This is a genomic window from Hymenobacter sp. B1770 (assembly GCF_049896385.1).
In the GTDB taxonomy this organism is placed as follows: Bacteria; Bacteroidota; Bacteroidia; order Cytophagales; family Hymenobacteraceae; genus Hymenobacter.
This window is the reverse complement of record NZ_JAFCUF010000002.1, coordinates 40,691-58,047: the sequence shown is the minus strand read 5'-3', so window position 1 is coordinate 58,047 and position 17,357 is coordinate 40,691. Positions and strand designations below refer to the sequence as shown.

The following is a 17,357-nucleotide window of genomic DNA, read 5'->3' as shown; positions in this document are numbered from 1 at the left end:
GCCGCGCATACGGCGAAGCTACGCCAAATGCTGCGGACAGCAAATCCCGCAATCGTTTGCGGAGGTTTTATAACGAGCAGGCCAGAGCAGTTGAGAGCCGGTATTGAGCCTCTCAAATACTTCAATAGACCAAAAAATTATCCCTCTAAAAGGCAGATGAGTTTTGCAGTAAAATATGACTGCCGTTCGTCAGGCAAAACCCAACAGTGTCCGCATGCAGAGGCTTCTGGCCTTGGGGTCACGCCCTTTGCCAAACCTTCCTCCCCTGCCGGGGTTAGCAAGGCATTCTTACTGCTAAGCTTCCCCCCATGGAATTCACTGACAAAAACATCCTCCTAATTGGTGCATCATCGGGCATTGGCCTCGCCACGGCTCAGCTGCTGAGCAAGCTCCAGGTGAACCTGTTCACGGCCTCCCGGCATCTTTCGCCAGAGCTCCAAGAGTTGGGCACCACGCACGTAACCTATGACGCCACTCAGCCAGTCGGCGCCGCTTTCGATGGGTTGCCCGAAGTGCTACACGGGGTGGCCTACTTCCCCGGCAGCATCAAGCTGCGCCCCTTCGAGCGCATTCCCACGGAGGACTTCCAGGCTGATTTTGACCTTAATGTGCTGGGCGCAGTGCGCGTGCTGCAAGCCACTATTAAGCGCCTGAAAAAGGCCGAAGGCGGCGCGTCTGTTGTGTTGTTCAGCACCGTGGCGGCCGATACCGGCATGAGTTTCCACACTAGCATCGCCACGGCCAAGGCTGCGGTGGAAGGCCTCACGCGGGCCCTGGCCGCGGAGTACGCGCCCAGTGGCGTGCGAGTAAACTGCATAGCGCCGTCGCTCACCAACACGCCCCTGGCAGCGGCGCTGCTCAACACGCCCGAAAAGGTGGAGGCCAGCGGCAAACGCCACCCACTGCAGCGCATCGGCCAGCCCGAGGACCTGGCCTACACGGCGTCTTTTCTGCTCTCCGACCACAGCGCCTTCGTAACCGGGCAAGTACTGGCCGTGGATGGTGGCATGGGCAAACTGAAGTGATAATAAGATGAAAATCTGCGTCTTTTGGCACCGGCGCGACATTCGCCTGCACGACAACGCCGGGCTGGCGGCGGCGCTGGCCAGCGGGCTTCCGGTGGTGCCTCTGTTTATCTACGACCAGGACATTCTCGACTACTTACCCAGCAAGGCCGACGCCCGGCTGACGTATATTTTTGACGAGGTAGAACGGCTGGCGCAGGCCACTGAAGCAGCTGGCGGCACCTTTCTGGCGCGCTATGGCAAGCCCATTGAGGTGTTGGAAACACTGATGCAAAAGTTTGAAATCGCGGCCGTTCACGCCAACGAAGACTACGAGCCCTATGCCACCGAGCGAGACACCGCGGTGGGCCAGATGCTGCGCAAGCATGGGGTAAACTTCCTGCTGTATAAAGACCATGTCATCTTTGCCAAAGATGAAATCACGACCAAGTCGGGCACCGTGCCCAAAGTTTTTGGCGCCTACCACAAAAGCTACCTGGCCAAGCTTACCGACGACCTGTTGCTTCCTTTTGGCTCGTTGGAGGCTTTTAAAGCAGAAAACCTACACCAAATACCCACAGCGGGAGCGGGCCTCCGCCCTACCCTAGCCAGCATGGGGTTCGAGCGCCTCGAGCAATTTGTGCCCACTGCCGACCTGCCCGCCGAAGACGTGGTCCGCAACTACCATAATACCCGCAACATGCCCGCCTTGCAAAACGGCACGGCCCGCATTTCGGTGCAGCTGCGTTTCGGCACCCTCAGCGTGCGGCAGGTAATGCGCCAGGCCAAAGCCCTGAACCCAAAGCTGCTGGCCGAAAGTATTTGGCGCGACTTCTTCATGGTGCTGCTCTGGCACTACCCGAACACCGCCACCGAAGCCTACGACCCCAAAATGCGGCACATCCCCTACCGCAACAACGAGGACGAGTTTCGGGCCTGGTGTGAGGGCCGCACCGGCTACCCCCTCGTAGATGCAGGCATGCGCGAGCTGAACGCCACCGGCTACCTGCCCAACCGCGTCAGGATGACTGTGGCGGGCTTTCTCGTCAAGCACTTGTTCATCGACTGGCGCTGGGGCGAGCAATACTTTGCCGACAAGCTGCTCGACTACGAGCAGGCCAACAACGTGGGCAACTGGCAGTGGATGGCCGGCACCGGCGCCATATCCGCCCCCTGGTTTCGGGTGTACAGTCCGGAAAGCCAGCTGGCGCAGGTCGACCCCGAGCTGAAATACGTGAAGCGCTGGGTACCGGAAGTAGGCAGCAGCGCCTACCCTGTTCCGATTGTCGAGCATAGGTTTGCCCGCGAACGGGCCGTGGAGGCCATTCGGGCCGCCCGCACCGCGGCATCGTAGCGCGGACTAAAAGTCCGCGCTACGATGCCGAACCGTTGGTGTACCGAAGCGGTTGTAAGTCTATGGAAAAGGACCGCATCAAACAAGCCTATCTCAGCTTCGTGCTCAACGAAGGCCACCCGCCGCAATCCGTGTTTAAGCTGACTCAGCAATTGGGCATCGCGGAGCAGGAGTTTTATAAGTACTATCCCAATTTCGAAGCCATCGACCGTGAGTTGTGGGCCGATTTTGGGCGGCAGGCACGCGCTACTGCGGCCAGTGAGCCGGTGTGGGAAGGCTATGGCAGCCGCGAGAAGCTGCTGGCCTTTTACTACACGCTGCTCGAAATCCTCAAGCAAAACCGGTCCTATGCCCTCATGAGCCTGCGCCGCTCGTTGAGCCGCGTGCCGGCGCTTTCGCCCCGCGTGCTCGACGACTTCCGTCAGGACTTTGAACCGTTTGTCAGCGACCTGCTGGCGACCGGCCGGGTGAGCGGCGAAATCGCTAACCGACCTGTGGTGCAAGAGGGCTACCCCCGCTTCTTCTGGCAGCAGGCGCTGTTTGTGCTGGGATTTTTTGCCAAAGACGACACTGTGAATTTTGAGCGCACCGATGCTGCGGTGGAGAAAGCTGTCACGCTGAGCTTTGACTTAGTGGGCCGCAACACTCTCGATTCGGCTTTTGACTTCGTGCGTTTTCTCGTGCGGCGCTAACACTGCGTGTAAATGATTAACAGCAAGTCATGTTAAGCAGAGTTTGAGATTCTCTTGCACAGCAATAAACTCTATTGGCTGTCATGCTGAGGCACGAAGCATCTTATTTTTACTAAACGATTCTTTGTGGAGTAAGAAGATGCTTCGCAGGCTCAGCATGACAGATGCGAGGCAGACGAAGCAGTAGCGATGCTTTCCTACGGCGACATCCTGTTCGGCAAGCCCAGCATAATGCTCTTCACAAAGACGTGCTTTTTATAGCTTCTTCCTCCCTGATTTAATGGACGAACCCCAAACCTCCCTGCCCACTACCAAGGTGGCGCGGGCCGCCCGCTTTGCCAAAACCGGCATCAGCGTTGGCGCCAACTACGTGAAGCACTACGCCAAGCGGGCCGTGGGCGCCGAGTCGACCACCGAGGACCTGCACGCCGCCAATGCCGCTGAGCTCTACGGGGCCCTGAGCGAAATGAAAGGTTCGGTGCTGAAAGTGGCCCAGATGATGGCTATGGAGAAGAACCTCTTGCCCTCCGCCTACGCCGACCAGTTTGCCAAAGCCCAGTACCAGACGCCGCCGCTCTCGGGGCCGCTGGTAGTGAAAGCTTTCCGCGACGCGTTTGGGCAGTCGCCCTTCGGGCTGTTTGATGAGTTCGAGCCCGAAGCCCGCCAGGCCGCTAGTATTGGCCAAGTGCACCTGGCCCGCAAAAAAGGCGTTCAGCTGGCCGTGAAGGTGCAGTACCCCGGTGTGGCCGCCAGCATCAAGTCCGATATCAACCTGGTGAAGCCCATTGCCCTGCGCGTGATGGGCCTCAACGAAAGCCAAGTGCGGCCTTACCTGGAGGAAGTAGAAGCCCGCCTGCTGGAAGAAACCGACTACGCCCTGGAATTGCGCCGCGGCCAGGAAATGGCTGCCAGCTGCGCGCACATTCCGCATCTGCAGTTCCCAGCCTATTACCCCGCGCTGTCGGCGGCCCGCATCCTGACCATGGACTGGCTGCCCGGCCTGCACCTCAGAGAATTTCTGGCCACCAACCCCAGCCAGGAAGTGCGCAACCAGCTGGGCCAAACGCTGTGGGATTTCTACCAATTTCAACTCAACACCCTGCACAAAGTGCACGCCGACCCACACCCCGGCAACTTCCTGCTTCGGGAAGACAACGGCGGCACGGTCGGGGTGCTCGATTTCGGTTGCGTGAAGGAGTTGCCGGTTGATGTGCTGGCTCTATTCACGGCCTTGCTGGCGCCCGAAACCTTTGCCAACCAGGAGAAGCTTGAAGCCTTGCTTACTGAAGCCAACGTATTGCGCGCTACCGACCCCGTGGCCCTGCGTGCGTTGTATCTGCGCACGCTGCGGGTATCGCTGGAGCTGGTTGGTCGCCCTTTCCGCGAGGCGCACTTCGACTTTGGCGACCCGGCCTATATGCAAAGCCTTTACGCCCTCGGCGACGACCTAATGGCCGACCCCGAGCTGAAGAAGCAGCGCGAGCCCCGGGGCTCGGCCCACTTTATATACCTCAACCGGACCTACGTGGGGCTTTTTGCGCTGCTCACCGAGCTGCGGGCCCGCGTGAAAACGGGATTCGCCGACAAGCCGACAAAACAAAACGAGGTGTGAGGCTTTTGATGAGCGGGCCGGTGCCGCAGTAGAGACCGGTTAGCGCACTCATCAATTCCCAAACTTATTTTCTGAATGAAAAAATTACTCACCCTTGGGGTGGCCCTTCTGAGCCTCACCTTCTCGGCGTCGGCCCAGAAAATGGCCAGCTGCTGCGCCCGTCCTGCCGGTAATTTATCGGCTTCGGCCACGGAGGCATTTGCCATGCTGGCGGCTGACAAAGATTTTTCGGGCGGCCACGACGCGCCGCTGCCCTTCGAGTTTAAAGGTGAAGGCCAAAATATTGAATTCAAAACCTCGGACGGCAGCACTGGTCGCGGCTTCGAAATCAAAAGCGCCACGCCCAGCAACAAGTATCTTTTCGTGATTCACGAGTGGTGGGGCCTGAACGACTACATCAAAAAAGAGGCTGCCACTTTTGCCGCCGAAATGCCCGGCGTCAACGTGATTGCCGTGGACTTGTACGATGGCAAAGTAGCTACTACCCCTGAAGAAGCCGGCAAGTACATGGGCGAAGTGAAATCGGAGCGCGCCGTGGCCATCCTAAAAGGGGCGCAGGCCTACGCGGGCCCCAAGGCTCAGTTTGCCAGCATCGGGTGGTGCTTTGGCGGTGGTTGGAGCCTGCAGCAAGCCATCCTTGGCGGCAAACAGAGCGTGGCCTGCGTAATGTATTACGGCATGCCCGAAAAGGACGTGGCCAAACTCAAAACCCTGAACACAGACGTGTTGGCTATTTTCGCTACCCAGGACAAATGGATTAACCCCGAAGTAGTCGCTGAGTTTAAGAAGAATATGACGGCCGCTGGCAAGAAGGTCACCATTGAGAGCTACGACGCTGACCACGCGTTTGCTAACCCTTCCAACCCAAAGTTCAACAAGGAATATGCGGCCAAGGCGCATGCCCAATCCCTTAACTACCTACGCACGAAATTCAAGCTGAAAGCCTAGCACTGCTACTGGGGCGAGCAAAAGAAAAGCCATCCCAGTTAGGATGGCTTTTCTTTTGCTCGCTTAGTGATAAGCGAGCCTTAATTAAGGCTTTATTATCTGAAAGAGAGCAGTACGAGGCAATCAATACCTTACGCCAAGGCCAGCATGCCGGCCAGCTCGGCCACGCACTCGGTGAGCTGCTCCCAAGCGGGCAGCACAAAATACTGCTGCTGGTAGCGCTCGCCCGTAACGGGCGTACGCAGCACCGTGGCCAGGTCGAATACCACCCGCGGTGTGTTCTCATTCACGCAGTGGTGGATTTCGCCTGCCGACGACAACAGGCCCGCCCCGTACAAGCGCGGCTGCCCTTCGTGCTGCACCAAGCCAAACTCGGCCGTGAAGAAGTACAGCGCCCACAGCTGCTCCCGCGCCGGCGAGCCCACCGGCTGAGCGCAGTAGGCCTGCCCCAGCATGTGCAGAAAATCGGCCAAGCCCTCGTCCAACAACATGGGCACGTGCCCAAACAAATCGTGGAACAAATCCGGCTGCGGACTGAAATCAAACGCGTGCATCGGCCGGATGCGGGTCACAATTGGGAAGCGCCGCTCGGCCAGCAATTCGAAAAACGCTCCTGGCTCAAACGGCCGCCCTACCGGGGCCAGCTGCCAGCCCGTGTGCTCAAACACGGTAGCGCTAAGCTCGCTGATATCCGGGATGGCATCGCGACGCAGGCCCAGCTTGGCCAGGCCCTGAGCAAAGGCAGGTGCAGCACGCCGGTGCAGCAGCGCCGTCTGGCGGTCAAACAAAACTTTCCAAACCAGTTGGTCCTGGCCGTGGGCGTTTGCGGGGTTGAGCTTGGTTAACATTGCAGTTAGGCAAAAAAAAAGCCCGATATCCTGTTGGATTCGGGCTTTCGAAGGTTTCTAGTGAAGTTTCGGCTTCATGCCTTTTTCTTCCTGTTCGCCAAACGCAGCCCTACCTTGCCCTTTTTGGGGCGAGTAATTAGGAACGCAGTGCAATTGACGAGTTGGTGGCGCATGAGTGGAACGAATTTAAGGACCATTTTTGAAAAAACAAGCGCAGCTAAAATTAAATTATTAAGTAAGCTGAACCGCTAAGTCCATCTACTCTAGCTCGCCCCGCAGTTGAAACACGCGCCGCAGGTTGCGAACCAGCTTTGCTGATTCATCAAAATTCAATGTCTGCTGGCCGTCCGAGGCCGCCGTCTCGGGCGTTTCGTGCGTTTCGTACACAATGCCGTCCGCCCCAGCCAGCACGCCGGCCAAGGCCATGGCCGGTACATACTCCCGAATGCCGATGCCGTGCGAGGGGTCCACAATTACGGGCAGGTGGCTCTTTTCTTTTAGAATAGGCACGGCATTCAAGTCCAGGGTATTGCGACTGGCCGTCTCGAACGTGCGGATGCCCCGCTCACACAGAATCAGTTTCTCATTACCCCCCGAGAAAACGTATTCGGCGGATGACAGTAGCTCTTCAATGGTTCCGGAAATACCACGCTTAATCATTACTGGCTTGTCCACGCCACCTAGGGCATCAAGCAAGTTGAAGTTCTGCGTGTTGCGGGCTCCAACCTGAAACACGTCAACAAAATCGTGCATTTCTTCCACCTGCGATACCTGCATCACCTCAGTCACGATTTTGATGCCGCGCTCGCGGGCCATGCTGTGAAACAGCCTTAACCCCTCCATTCCTAAGCCGCGAAAAGAGTACGGCGACGAGCGGGGCTTGAACACACCGCCGCGCATCAGGCGCACGCCATTTTCCACTAGGTGCGTCATCACCTTCTCCATCTGAGCTTCGCTCTCGATGCTGCACGGGCCGGCGCACAGCGCCAAGGTGCCCTCGCCTATCGTCACGCCATCGCCGAGGTCGAGCACGGTAGGCTTGACGCGCCACTTGCGGCTCACCAGCTTGTAATCGTCGGATACGCGGTGTACGTCGCGCACGCCAGGTAACTGGCCAATAGTGCGGATGTCGAAGTCCTTCTTCCCTATCGCCACCAGGTAGTGTGCGTGTTGGGTGGTGACTTCGGTGGTTTTGTAGCCCTGCTGCTTCATATGCTCGGTTATGGCCGGCACAACGGCAGCATTTTCAAGTTGGATTATCACGGATTTACAGGAGAAAAAAGAACGTTATGCTGAGCCTATCGGAGCATCTCAACCAAGCCGTCATGTTGAGCTAGCGAAGCATCCTCTCATGTCCGAACGATTCGATCAGTGGGAATAAGATGCTTCCTTCGTCAGCAGGACAGACGTAGGGTGGCCGAAGCAGTAGGGAGCTTCATCAAGCTCAGCATGACGTTCTGAATGATTTGTTAGGAGTTGTTATACTTGCTTGATGCCTTGCACGAATCTTGCAGCCGTTGCGGGTGCATCATCGGTGTCTTCCAGTGCCCGAATGAGGGCTGAGCCGATAATGGCACCGTCGGCGTGCCCGCAGGCACGGTCAAAGCCAGTCTTATCGGCAATGCCGAAGCCGATTAGGCGCGGGTTCTTCAGGTTCATGGCCGTGATGCGCTGGAAATACGCCTGCTGGGCCTCCACGTCGGGAAGCGTGGTGCCGCCCGTGGTACCAGGGCCCGACACCAAGTAGAGAAAGGCTTCGGACAGCGCGTCGAGCCGGCGAATACGGTCCTCCGATGTTTGCGGTGTGATGAGGAAAACTGCCTTTAAGCCATATTTCTGGAACATGGGATGGTACATCTCTTCGTACTCGTCCAGTGGCAAATCGGGTAAAATCAGACCATCGACGCCCACTTCGGCGGCTTTTTTCAGGAAAGCTTCCATGCCGAATTGCAGTACCGGGTTGAGGTAGCCCATGAGCAGGACCGGCGTTTCGGGCACGGCGGCGCGCAGCTCATGCAGCTGCCCAAACAGCACCGGCAGGTTCATGCCATTGGCCAGAGCCGCCGAACTGCTGCGCTGAATGACCGGACCATCAGCCAGCGGGTCAGAGAAGGGCATGCCTATTTCCAGGATGTCGGCCCCCGCGGCTACCAGCGCTTTGGCCAGTGGCAGGGTGTCGTGCAGGCCAGGGTAGCCGGCGGTGTAGTACATGTTGAGCAGGTTTTGCTTGCTCGCAAAGGCATCTTTTATTCGGTTCTTCATGAGGAGTTTCTCGCGGCGGTTCGCGGAAGAGAACCGCCGCGAGAAATATTAGATGAGTTTGTCCATGTTTTTCAGGTAGGTCTCCAGGTCCTTGTCGCCGCGGCCCGAGAGGTTGACTACCACCACATCGTTGGGGCCTGCACCGATTTGGCTGAGGGCCGAAAGGGCGTGGGCCGTTTCCAGCGCCGGAATAATGCCTTCCAGGCGGCTCAGCTCGCTCACGGCCTTCAGGGCCTCGTCGTCGGTGATGGATATAAACTCGGCCCGGCCCGAAGCGCCCAAGTGGGCGTGCAGCGGCCCAATTCCCGGATAGTCCAGGCCAGCGCTCAGCGAGTAAGGCTCCGTGATTTGGCCGTGCTCGTCCTGCATAAGCAGCGTACGGCTGCCGTGAATGATGCCCGGTGTGCCCAGCACCGACGTGGCTGCCGAGTGACCGGAATTGATGCCGTGCCCCGCTGCCTCCACGGCAATCAAACGCACGGAAGGCTCGTCTAGAAAATGATAGAATGCTCCGGCTGCATTGGAGCCACCACCCACGCAGGCCACCACAAAATTGGGCAGTTCGGTGCCGGTTTTCTCCAGCAGCTGGGCCCGCATTTCTTCGCTGATAACTGCTTGCAGGCGCGCCACCAAGTCCGGGTACGGGTGCGGCCCCACCACCGAACCGATGATGTAGTGCGTATCTACAGGATTCGCAATCCAGTCGCGGATGGCCTCGTTGGTGGCATCCTTCAGGGTTTGGCTGCCGCTTTCGGCGCGGCGCACTTCGGCGCCCAGCAGGCGCATGCGGGCCACGTTAGGAGCTTGCCGTTCAATATCGATAGCGCCCATATACACCACGCAGGGCAGGCCCATCAGGGCACAGACAGTGGCCGTGGCCACACCGTGCTGCCCGGCTCCCGTTTCGGCAATGATGCGCTTCTTGCCCAACCGCTGCGCCAGCAAAATCTGACCCACGGTGTTGTTGATTTTGTGGGCTCCGGTGTGGCAAAGGTCCTCACGCTTCAAAAACACCCGCGTGCCATATACCTCGGAAAGGCGTTTGGCCTCGAAGAGCGGCGTGGGCCGACCCACGTAGTCACGCAGCAGGTTCTGCAAGTCGTTTTGAAAATCCGGGTCGGCCAGGATTTCCAGGTAGCGCGTGCGCAGCTCTTCCACGTTAGGATAGAGCATTTCAGGAATGAAGGCGCCGCCGAATTCGCCGTAGTAGCCGCGAGCTGTAGGTTGCTGATAGGATGGAGTCATGGGCTATTATCGATTTATTGTAGAACTGTCATGCTGAGCTTGCTGAAGCATCTCTATCGCTTCGTTGCAACGGCCCTAACGAAGCGGTAGAGATGCTTCGGCAAGCTCAGCATGACGTTATCAGGATTTTTTCAACGAGTTGCATTAGACCGCAAAGCAGCCAACATCTGCCCCACCCGACCGGCGTCTTTCACCCCGGGTGCAATTTCGAAGCTGCTATTCAAATCGACTCCAACCAAGCCAGGGAGACGCAAGTTGGAGAGTTCAGCGGCGTGCTCTAGCCCCAGCCCACCGGCCAGGAAGTACGGCACCGGCAGGTTGTAGCTCTTCAACAAATCCCAATCGAAAACGGCTCCGTTGCCGCCCGGAGCCGCGCCTTTGGTATCGAAAAGAAAGAAGTCGCAATGCGGCACGTAGGGCAGCAAAGCCGCAAAATCAACCGCTTTGCCCACCGAAAAAGCTTTCATAACGAGCAGGCCGGCTTCGTTTAATTCTTCGCATTGCGCGGGGGTCTCCTGGCCATGGAGCTGCACGGCCCCGAGCCCAAACCGCGCGGCAATAGCTAGAATTGTTTCGGTTGCTTCGTTCACAAAAACACCCACTTTCCAGATGTTCGCGGGCAGGTTCTGCACTCGTTCGGGAGCCAGCGCCTCCCCCACAAAGCGCGGGGAAGCCGGCGAAAAAATGAAACCCAGAAAGTCGGGGCCTAGCTCGGCCACGTTTGTCAGGGCCACCGCGTCGCGCATGCCGCACACCTTCACCAGTAGCCGCGACGCTTCCTCCGCTACGCCAGCCGACTGCGGCTGGCCAAACGTAGCGGGCAGACCGGCCGTGAGGGCAACATCAGCAGGCAAGTGTCGGGGCGTTTTCATGGGTTGGCTGCTGGCTAGGAAATGAGAGCTGGCTTTGGCAATGCCGCGATTTCCTGCACCAGGGCTGCGCAGGCACGTTCGGGGCGGGCGTGGCGCATGAAGGCTTCTCCAAGCAGGAAGCCCCGGTAACCCGCCTCGCGCAGTTTGCCAATAGCGGCGGCACTGGAAATACCACTTTCCGATACTTTCACAAACTCGTTAGGAATTGCTGCGGCCAGTTCCAGCGAGGTGTCGAGACTCAGGCTGAAGTCGTGCAGGTTACGGTTGTTGACTCCCACCAAATCCACCGCATCGGCGTTGGTGGAGCGGGCCAGCTCTTCGCCATCGTGCACCTCCAGGAGTACTTCGAGGCCCAACGAGCGCGCCAGGCTGCCCAGGGTTTTGATTTCTTCGGGCGTGAGCACTGCGGCAATGAGCAGCACAGCGTCGGCCCCAATGCTTTTGGCTTCGAGAATTTGGTACTCATCCACTACAAAGTCCTTGCGTAGAATGGGGCAGAAGTTGAAGCGACGAGCAATAGTTAGGTCCTCGTTTTTGCCGCCAAAAAACTCAGCGTCGGTAAGGATAGACAACGCGGCCGCGCCGGCCTGCATGTAGCCCAACGTGGTGCGCTCTACGGGCGCATACTGGTTAATCCAGCCCTTGGAAGGCGATTTGCGCTTGAACTCCGCAATAAGGCCACTGCCGTTTTCACGGAGCAAGTACTGCCGCAGCGACAGCGGCTTCGACTTGAAATACAAACTGCTTTCGAGCAGCTTGACGGGCACCAGGTCGCGGCGGGTGGCCACCTCTTTTCGCTTGTGTGCGACGATGGTTTGCAGGATGGTAGGCTGAGACATAATGTCGGGGTCGGTTCTTAGTAGGCGGTCGGTTATCAGGACTACCGGTTAGTTATTGGGTCGCGAGCATCGTTTCAAAAGCACGCCGGGCGGCACCCGAATCCAGCGATTCGCGGCTTTGGGCCAGGGCGTCTTCCCAGTTCAGGCCCGGGCGGGCGCACTGCAAAGCCAATGCGGCATTTGCGGTTACTACATTGCGTTGGGCGGGCGTGGCGCCACCGTCCAGCACTTGCTTGAAGATGCCGGCCGAGGCGGCAACCGTGCTGCCGCCGGCGAGGTCAGTGGCAGCGCAGGCGGCCAGGCCCAACGTTTCGGCCGTTATCATATGCTCGCCGGTTTGGGAGGAAACCACTTTGGCAGGGCCAGTCAGAGCCAGCTCATCGTAGCCATCCAGGGCGTGCACCACGGCGTAGCGCGTTCCCGTGGGCTGCATAAGGTAGTGGTAAAGCCGCTGCAGCTCAAGGCTGAAGACGCCCAGGAGCTGCGCAGCCGGGCGGGCCGGATTCACCAATGGCCCTAGGATGTTGAAGAAGGTGCGCAAGCCCAGCTCACGGCGAATCGGCCCGGCATGGCGCATGGCTGGATGAAAGGCTGGCGCGTGTAAAAAGCAGATTCCTGCTTGCTCCAGCTGCCGACGCAGCTGGTCGGTGCTGGCCTCGAAGTCGTACCCAAAATGTGCCAGCACATTCGAAGCTCCGCACACCGATGACACCCCGAAGTTGCCGTGCTTGGCCACCTGCACGCCCGCCCCGGCCACCACAAAGCAAGCCAGGGTAGAGATGTTGATGGTGTCTTTGCCGTCGCCGCCGGTGCCCACAATATCCAAGACTTCGTGAGTGCCTAGCTGCGGGTCGCGGCTCAGGTCGAGCAAGGCTTGGCGGAAGCCCGCCAGCTCTGCCACCGTGATAGGCCGCATCCGGTACACAGCCAAGAAGGCAGCCGTTTCGGCAGGGTTGGCGCCGCCCTCGCCCAGCTGCCGCATGGCGGCGTGCGCCTCGACCAGGGTCAGGGGCTGATGGTCAAATAATTTGTTGAGGATGTGTTTCAAGGCTTAATCTTCTTTCTGTACCGTCATGCTGAGCTTGTCGACCTTTTTGCACTTCCACTCAACCTTTCTCGTGCATCTACTTAACTCAACCAATTTTCCAGCATTTTGTGGCCGTGCTCGGTCAAAATACTCTCCGGGTGAAACTGCACGCCCCGCACATCGAACTGGCGGTGGCGGAAAGCCAGTACTTCTCCGTTGGCGTCGCGGGCTGTGGTTTCCAGCTCGGCGGGCATGGTTTCGGGGCGCACGGCCCAGGAGTGGTAGCGTCCTACTTGGAAGCGCGGTGGCAGGCCGGCAAAAAGTCGTTCATCGGGAGCGGTTATTTCCGCCTCGTTGGCCACGCCGTGCAGCACCGCAGGCATATTATATAGAGTAGCGCCGAAGCTTTCGGCCAAGCCCTGATGGCCCAGGCACACGCCCAGAATGCGCTTAGTAGGTGCGTAGGTTTTGATGATTTGCGGCATCAGGCCAGCTTCGGCGGGAATGCCGGGCCCGGGCGAGAGCATAATGGCGTCGTAGGCTGCCACGGCTTCGAGCGGCAGCTGGTCGTTGCGGGTCACGGTAAGGTTGGCCCCGTGGCCCAACTCACGCAGCAGGTGCACCAGGTTGTAGGTGAAAGAATCGTAGTTATCGAGAACAAGAATTTTCATGGGGCGGGGCTAGTAACTCGTCATGCTTCGCTGGGCTCTGCATGAGATTCTTTTTACTTAACATCAGAGGCAACCTTGAGAGCGGCCCGTAGGGCGCCCAACTTGTGGTGTACCTCTTCCAGTTCCGATTGCACGCTGGAAGCGGCTACCACTCCGGCGCCGGCCTGGAAATAAAGCTGGTTGCCGGTACTCAAAAACGAGCGAATCATGATGGCGTGGTTGAAGTTGCCATCAAAACCCAGGTGCCCAATGCAGCCACCGTAATAGCCGCGGGCCGTGGGCTCCAGCCCATCAATCAGCTGCAGGGCGCGGTGTTTGGGGGCGCCTGAGAGCGTGCCGGCCGGGAAGGTGTCGGCCACCACTTGCAGGGTGTCGGTGCCCTCGTCGAGCTGGGCCGTGACGTGGCTGACCAAGTGAATGACGTGGGAGTAGAACTGAATTTCGCGCAGGGTGCGCACTTTCACTTCGGTGCCGTGGCGGGCCAGGTCATTGCGCGCCAGGTCAACCAGCATCACGTGCTCGGCGTTTTCTTTGGGGTCGGCGGCCAGGCGCTGGGCGGCGGCGGCATCGGCGGCGTCGTCGCCGGTGCGGCGGTACGTGCCGGCAATGGGAAACAGGCTAGCTTCGCGGCCCTGCACCAGCACCTGGGCCTCGGGCGAGGACCCGAAAATTTTATAGTCGCCGTAGTCGAAGTAGAACAGATAGGGCGATGGATTGATGGAGCGTAGAGCACGGTATACGTTGAACTCATCCCCCGAAAAACCTTGCTGGAACCGGCGCGAGAGCACAATCTGGAACACGTCGCCGCGCATGCAATGGGCCTGCCCCTGCGTGAGACGCGCCAGAAATTCGGTATCGGTTTGGTTGCTGGCCTCCTCTCCTACCGTGGCGAAGTTGAATACCGGCACGCTGGGGTTGCGCACCAGGTTTTCGAGGCGGTCGAGGCCGTTGTTCTCGGTTCCCTGCCCGCCTACGCCGTGCTCAAACAGGAACAGCTCCTGCCGGAAATGGTTGAAGGCAATGACGTAGCGGTACACGCCATAGCGGATGAGCGGCACATCGCCGGCCGGCACTTTGGCCGCGTCGAAGGTCACGTCTTCAAAGCTCTGCACCGCCTCGTAGCCCATGTAGCCGAAAAGGCCGGTGCTAATGAAGGGCATTTTGGCAGCGCCAGCATCGGGCACAAACGCGGCGGCAAACTTCCGTAGCTCGGCTAGGGCCTGGCGTGGCTCGTGGAGCTGCTCGGTGGTTACCCGACCATCGGGAAACGACTGGCGCAACTCGCCGCCGCGCCGCAGCTCGAACGTGCCCATCGGCTCGCATACCAGGTAGCTAAAGGCATTCTGCTGGCCGTGGTAATCGGCACTCTCCAACAGCAGGCAGTTGGAATACTGGTCGCGCAAGCGCAGGTAGAGGCCCACCGGCGTTACGGTATCGGCCAAAAGGCGGCGGTGGGCAGTGGTGAGTTGGTAAGTCACTGGGGAGCGTGGGTTGAACGAAGGAGGCCGAGGGAAAGTCCTGGCTGGAATAAAATGCAAAAAGCCCGGCTAGTGGCCGGGCTTTTGTGGTCAAAGGCAAAATCAAAGGTGACTTCACTAGGAGCACAGGCAGTCCGGTCCGATGTTTCGGAGCTGCCACCACCAAGCCTGAGAAGTACGATGTAAGGTCATATTTTGGAAAGCGTTTTCCTGAAACGCGTCGCAAATATAAAGCAAGTTTATTAAAACACCAGCAACGCGACTCAAAAAGCATTGCAAGCTTCGCAGCTACTCTCCGGCATCTTCGTCATTATTGCAAAACACTTACCCGGCAGCTGTTGAACTTACTGGGCTGCTTTCGTTTTCGCTGCCGCTGGCCGAAACAGAAACTGATAAGCCGCCGGAAACTCCCGTTGCCAGAACCATTCGCGGTGTTGGCCATCGGCAGGCGCGCGGAACGACATGTTGGACGCAGGCACACCCTGGTTACGCAGGTTGTTGCGCCAAGCTGCCATGAGCGGAAGCATGGTTTCGGATTCTTTGGGGCCGCACACGAAGTAAAACCGGGTGGTGGAGGCCGCAGGGTGCATTTTAGCAAAGGCCTTTAAAGAATCATTACAAACCCAGAAGGCCGGCGAAAAAGCCCCAACCCGCCCGAACACACGCGGGTATTTTAGGGCGGCATACACCGATATCAGCCCGCCCAAACTGGAACCTGCAATGCCGGTATGCGCGGCGTCGGGCCGGGTGCGGTACTTGGTGTCAATGTAAGGTTTGAGGGTGAGGGTCAAAAAATCGACGTAGGCACCGCCCTGGCCACCGGCCTTGATTTCGGCGTTGCGCCAGGGAATGTACTCGTCGGACCGGTGTTGGTTATCGTTGTCGACGGCGACTACAATGCAGCCGCTCGGGTCTTGGCCGGCAGCCCGTAGGCTGTCGAGGGTTTCGTCTACGCCCCACTCGCCGCTGTAGCTGGTGGCAGCGTCGAACACGTTCTGGCCGTCGTGCATATACAGCACGGAGTAGCGCTTTTTGGGCTTGTTGGCGTAGTCCACGGGCAAGTAAACCAACACCCGCCGCGTGCGGCCCAGCTGCGGAATCCGGAAGCTGTCGCTGAGGGTGTGCACCTGCGGCGAGGCGGTCTGCTTCTTGGCAGGGGCCGCGCCCGGCTCGCTCCAGGCTAATACTTCGTGGGAAATGACGGCCGCTTGCTGCAGGTTGGCCCGGCGGTTGGGCAGAGGCTGCTTGTCAGCGCCGGTTTCGGATTTGTCCCAACTGCCTCGGGTGAACTTGTACTCGACCGGGCCCAGCGAAGCAGGCAAGGTTATCTGGTAAGTGCCGTCAGGATTTTTGGTCAGGCTGTAAGCCGGATTACGGGGGTTCCAGATGTTGAAGGAGCCGGCCACAAAAAGGCTATCGCCAGGCGGGGTGTTGGCCGGCACGCGGGTTATTTTCAACACCGTTTGGGCGTTGGCGGGCCCAGCTACCGCGGCAAGAAAAGTAGCAAAGTATAGAGTCCAGGCTGCCTTCACTCCTGCTGCCGCTACCGAATTGTTGCGCCGGCGCCTTGCTCAGCCGAGTCCATCTTGCGCAGCGTGTATACGGCCCTTACCGAATCAATGCCCGGCAACCCGTTGGATTGGAAATCCAGAAACGAGCCTTTTTTTTGCGGCCCTTTCACGAAATGCCGATATTCTTCGGCTGACTCAAGCACTACGTACAAAAGCCCAGATGCCGGCACTTTCAGGCGGGAGTAGAAGCTGCGACCGTCGCCGGCGGGGCGGCGGGTGTCCTCGGCCACGGCGCTGGTGCCAAGCAGGCGGTATTTGGCGTCGTCGCTTCCGGGCAGGGCGCGGTTACTCAGGCCATCAACAAACACTTCGCGCCGATTGATGAGCTCCTCCAGGTCCAGGGTTTTGAGCAGGCCCAGGTTTTCCTCAGCCATGATGAGCTGCTGCACGGCCTTACCCGGAGCCGCTTGTTCGTAATAGACTATTACAGGCTTGTTCAACTTGATTTTTCCAACAAAGACTTCGGGTTGGCCATCATCGTTAGAGCGCCTTTGTGACGAACCGACACCAGTACCCGATTTACTATTCTTGGAAGCAGAATTCCGCGAACCAGACCGGCTTTGCGCGAGCACGCCAGCCGTGGTGGCTACAGAGAGCAAAACAATGAGCAGTAACCGCTTTTTCATCATCTAAGGAAAAGCCAAAAGTAACAAGCACAGATTGGCCTTGCAAGGTCTTTGGCCAGCTGCTGTATCAGCCACAATACTATTGCTCCAAGATAAAGCGTCCTAGTCTTAGTTCAATTATAGAATGTCGAGGGCGAGGTTAGACAGACCCTTTTCCTTAAACTTGGTTCTAGTGTTAGTTATCTGGAAACTGCTTTAAACATCTTTTTCAGCAAAATACTATCTATCAATATTTTATGTTAAAAATGAGCCACAATGTTTTTACTTGAATTGTTGTCGAAAGTGCCCACTGTTCGAGAATTAACATA

Annotated in this window: 16 protein-coding genes; 5 read left to right on the top strand and 11 right to left on the bottom strand. The window is 58.3% G+C overall.

The features are described from left to right. Nucleotides 1-308: 308 nt before the first annotated feature. The 5 genes from ACP7AJ_RS04245 to ACP7AJ_RS04225 all read left to right on the top strand — a co-directional run bounded on the left by ACP7AJ_RS04245 (nt 309) and on the right by ACP7AJ_RS04225 (nt 5,610). Nucleotides 309-1,025 (top strand): SDR family NAD(P)-dependent oxidoreductase, encoded by a 717-nt coding sequence (locus tag ACP7AJ_RS04245; RefSeq protein WP_426058951.1) that lies wholly within the window; start codon nt 309-311, stop codon nt 1,023-1,025. A 7-nt stretch (nt 1,026-1,032) separates the two neighbouring features. Next, nucleotides 1,033-2,358, top strand: coding sequence for a cryptochrome/photolyase family protein (locus ACP7AJ_RS04240; protein ID WP_426058950.1), 1,326 nt, complete (start codon nt 1,033-1,035; stop codon nt 2,356-2,358). A 62-nt stretch (nt 2,359-2,420) separates the two neighbouring features. After that, nucleotides 2,421-3,050: a TetR/AcrR family transcriptional regulator gene (locus ACP7AJ_RS04235; protein ID WP_426058949.1), complete on the top strand. Its 630-nt coding sequence runs from the start codon at nt 2,421-2,423 to the stop codon at nt 3,048-3,050. Between the two features lie 280 nt (nt 3,051-3,330). Continuing rightward, nucleotides 3,331-4,662, top strand: a complete 1,332-nt coding sequence (locus ACP7AJ_RS04230) for an ABC1 kinase family protein (protein WP_426058948.1) — start codon at nt 3,331-3,333, stop codon at nt 4,660-4,662. A 75-nt stretch (nt 4,663-4,737) separates the two neighbouring features. Beyond that, a complete protein-coding gene (locus ACP7AJ_RS04225; protein ID WP_426058947.1) occupies nt 4,738-5,610 on the top strand; it encodes a dienelactone hydrolase family protein in 873 nt (290 codons plus the stop codon). 131 nt (nt 5,611-5,741) lie between these two features. Here the strand turns inward: ACP7AJ_RS04225 and ACP7AJ_RS04220 are convergent, their stop codons facing one another. The 11 genes from ACP7AJ_RS04220 to ACP7AJ_RS04170 form a co-directional block, all read right to left on the bottom strand. Beyond that, nucleotides 5,742-6,458: a phenylalanine-4-hydroxylase gene (locus tag ACP7AJ_RS04220; protein WP_426058946.1), complete on the bottom strand. Its 717-nt coding sequence runs from the start codon at nt 6,456-6,458 to the stop codon at nt 5,742-5,744. 258 nt (nt 6,459-6,716) lie between these two features. After that, nucleotides 6,717-7,721 carry a 3-deoxy-7-phosphoheptulonate synthase gene (gene aroF / locus ACP7AJ_RS04215; RefSeq protein ID WP_426058945.1) on the bottom strand — a complete coding sequence of 335 codons (1,005 nt, stop codon included), beginning with the start codon at nt 7,719-7,721 and terminating at the stop codon, nt 6,717-6,719. A 216-nt stretch (nt 7,722-7,937) separates the two neighbouring features. Further along, nucleotides 7,938-8,720, bottom strand: coding sequence for a tryptophan synthase subunit alpha (trpA, locus tag ACP7AJ_RS04210; RefSeq protein WP_426058944.1), 783 nt, complete (start codon nt 8,718-8,720; stop codon nt 7,938-7,940). A gap of 48 nt (nt 8,721-8,768) precedes the next feature. After that, nucleotides 8,769-9,965 (bottom strand): tryptophan synthase subunit beta, encoded by a 1,197-nt coding sequence (gene trpB, locus ACP7AJ_RS04205; RefSeq protein WP_426058943.1) that lies wholly within the window; start codon nt 9,963-9,965, stop codon nt 8,769-8,771. Between the two features lie 131 nt (nt 9,966-10,096). Then, on the bottom strand, nt 10,097-10,837 hold the full coding sequence (locus tag ACP7AJ_RS04200; RefSeq protein WP_426058942.1) for a phosphoribosylanthranilate isomerase: 741 nt from the start codon (nt 10,835-10,837) through the stop codon (nt 10,097-10,099). Between the two features lie 14 nt (nt 10,838-10,851). Continuing rightward, complete coding sequence (gene trpC, locus ACP7AJ_RS04195; protein ID WP_426058941.1) at nt 10,852-11,676, bottom strand: indole-3-glycerol phosphate synthase TrpC; 825 nt, start codon at nt 11,674-11,676, stop codon at nt 10,852-10,854. A 52-nt stretch (nt 11,677-11,728) separates the two neighbouring features. Continuing rightward, the gene (gene trpD, locus ACP7AJ_RS04190) at nt 11,729-12,724 is read right to left on the bottom strand and encodes an anthranilate phosphoribosyltransferase (RefSeq protein WP_426058940.1); all 996 of its coding nucleotides are present in this window, start codon (nt 12,722-12,724) and stop codon (nt 11,729-11,731) included. 80 nt (nt 12,725-12,804) lie between these two features. Next, on the bottom strand, nt 12,805-13,374 hold the full coding sequence (locus tag ACP7AJ_RS04185) for an anthranilate synthase component II (RefSeq protein ID WP_426058939.1): 570 nt from the start codon (nt 13,372-13,374) through the stop codon (nt 12,805-12,807). A gap of 53 nt (nt 13,375-13,427) precedes the next feature. Then, nucleotides 13,428-14,852 carry an anthranilate synthase component I family protein gene (locus ACP7AJ_RS04180; protein ID WP_426058938.1) on the bottom strand — a complete coding sequence of 475 codons (1,425 nt, stop codon included), beginning with the start codon at nt 14,850-14,852 and terminating at the stop codon, nt 13,428-13,430. Nucleotides 14,853-15,196: 344 nt separating this feature from the next. Beyond that, nucleotides 15,197-16,312, bottom strand: coding sequence for an alpha/beta hydrolase-fold protein (locus tag ACP7AJ_RS04175; protein ID WP_426058937.1), 1,116 nt, complete (start codon nt 16,310-16,312; stop codon nt 15,197-15,199). 83 nt (nt 16,313-16,395) lie between these two features. Further along, entirely contained in the window at nt 16,396-16,863 is a 468-nt protein-coding gene (locus ACP7AJ_RS04170; RefSeq protein WP_426058936.1) for a hypothetical protein, read from the bottom strand. Nucleotides 16,864-17,357: the final 494 nt, after the last annotated feature.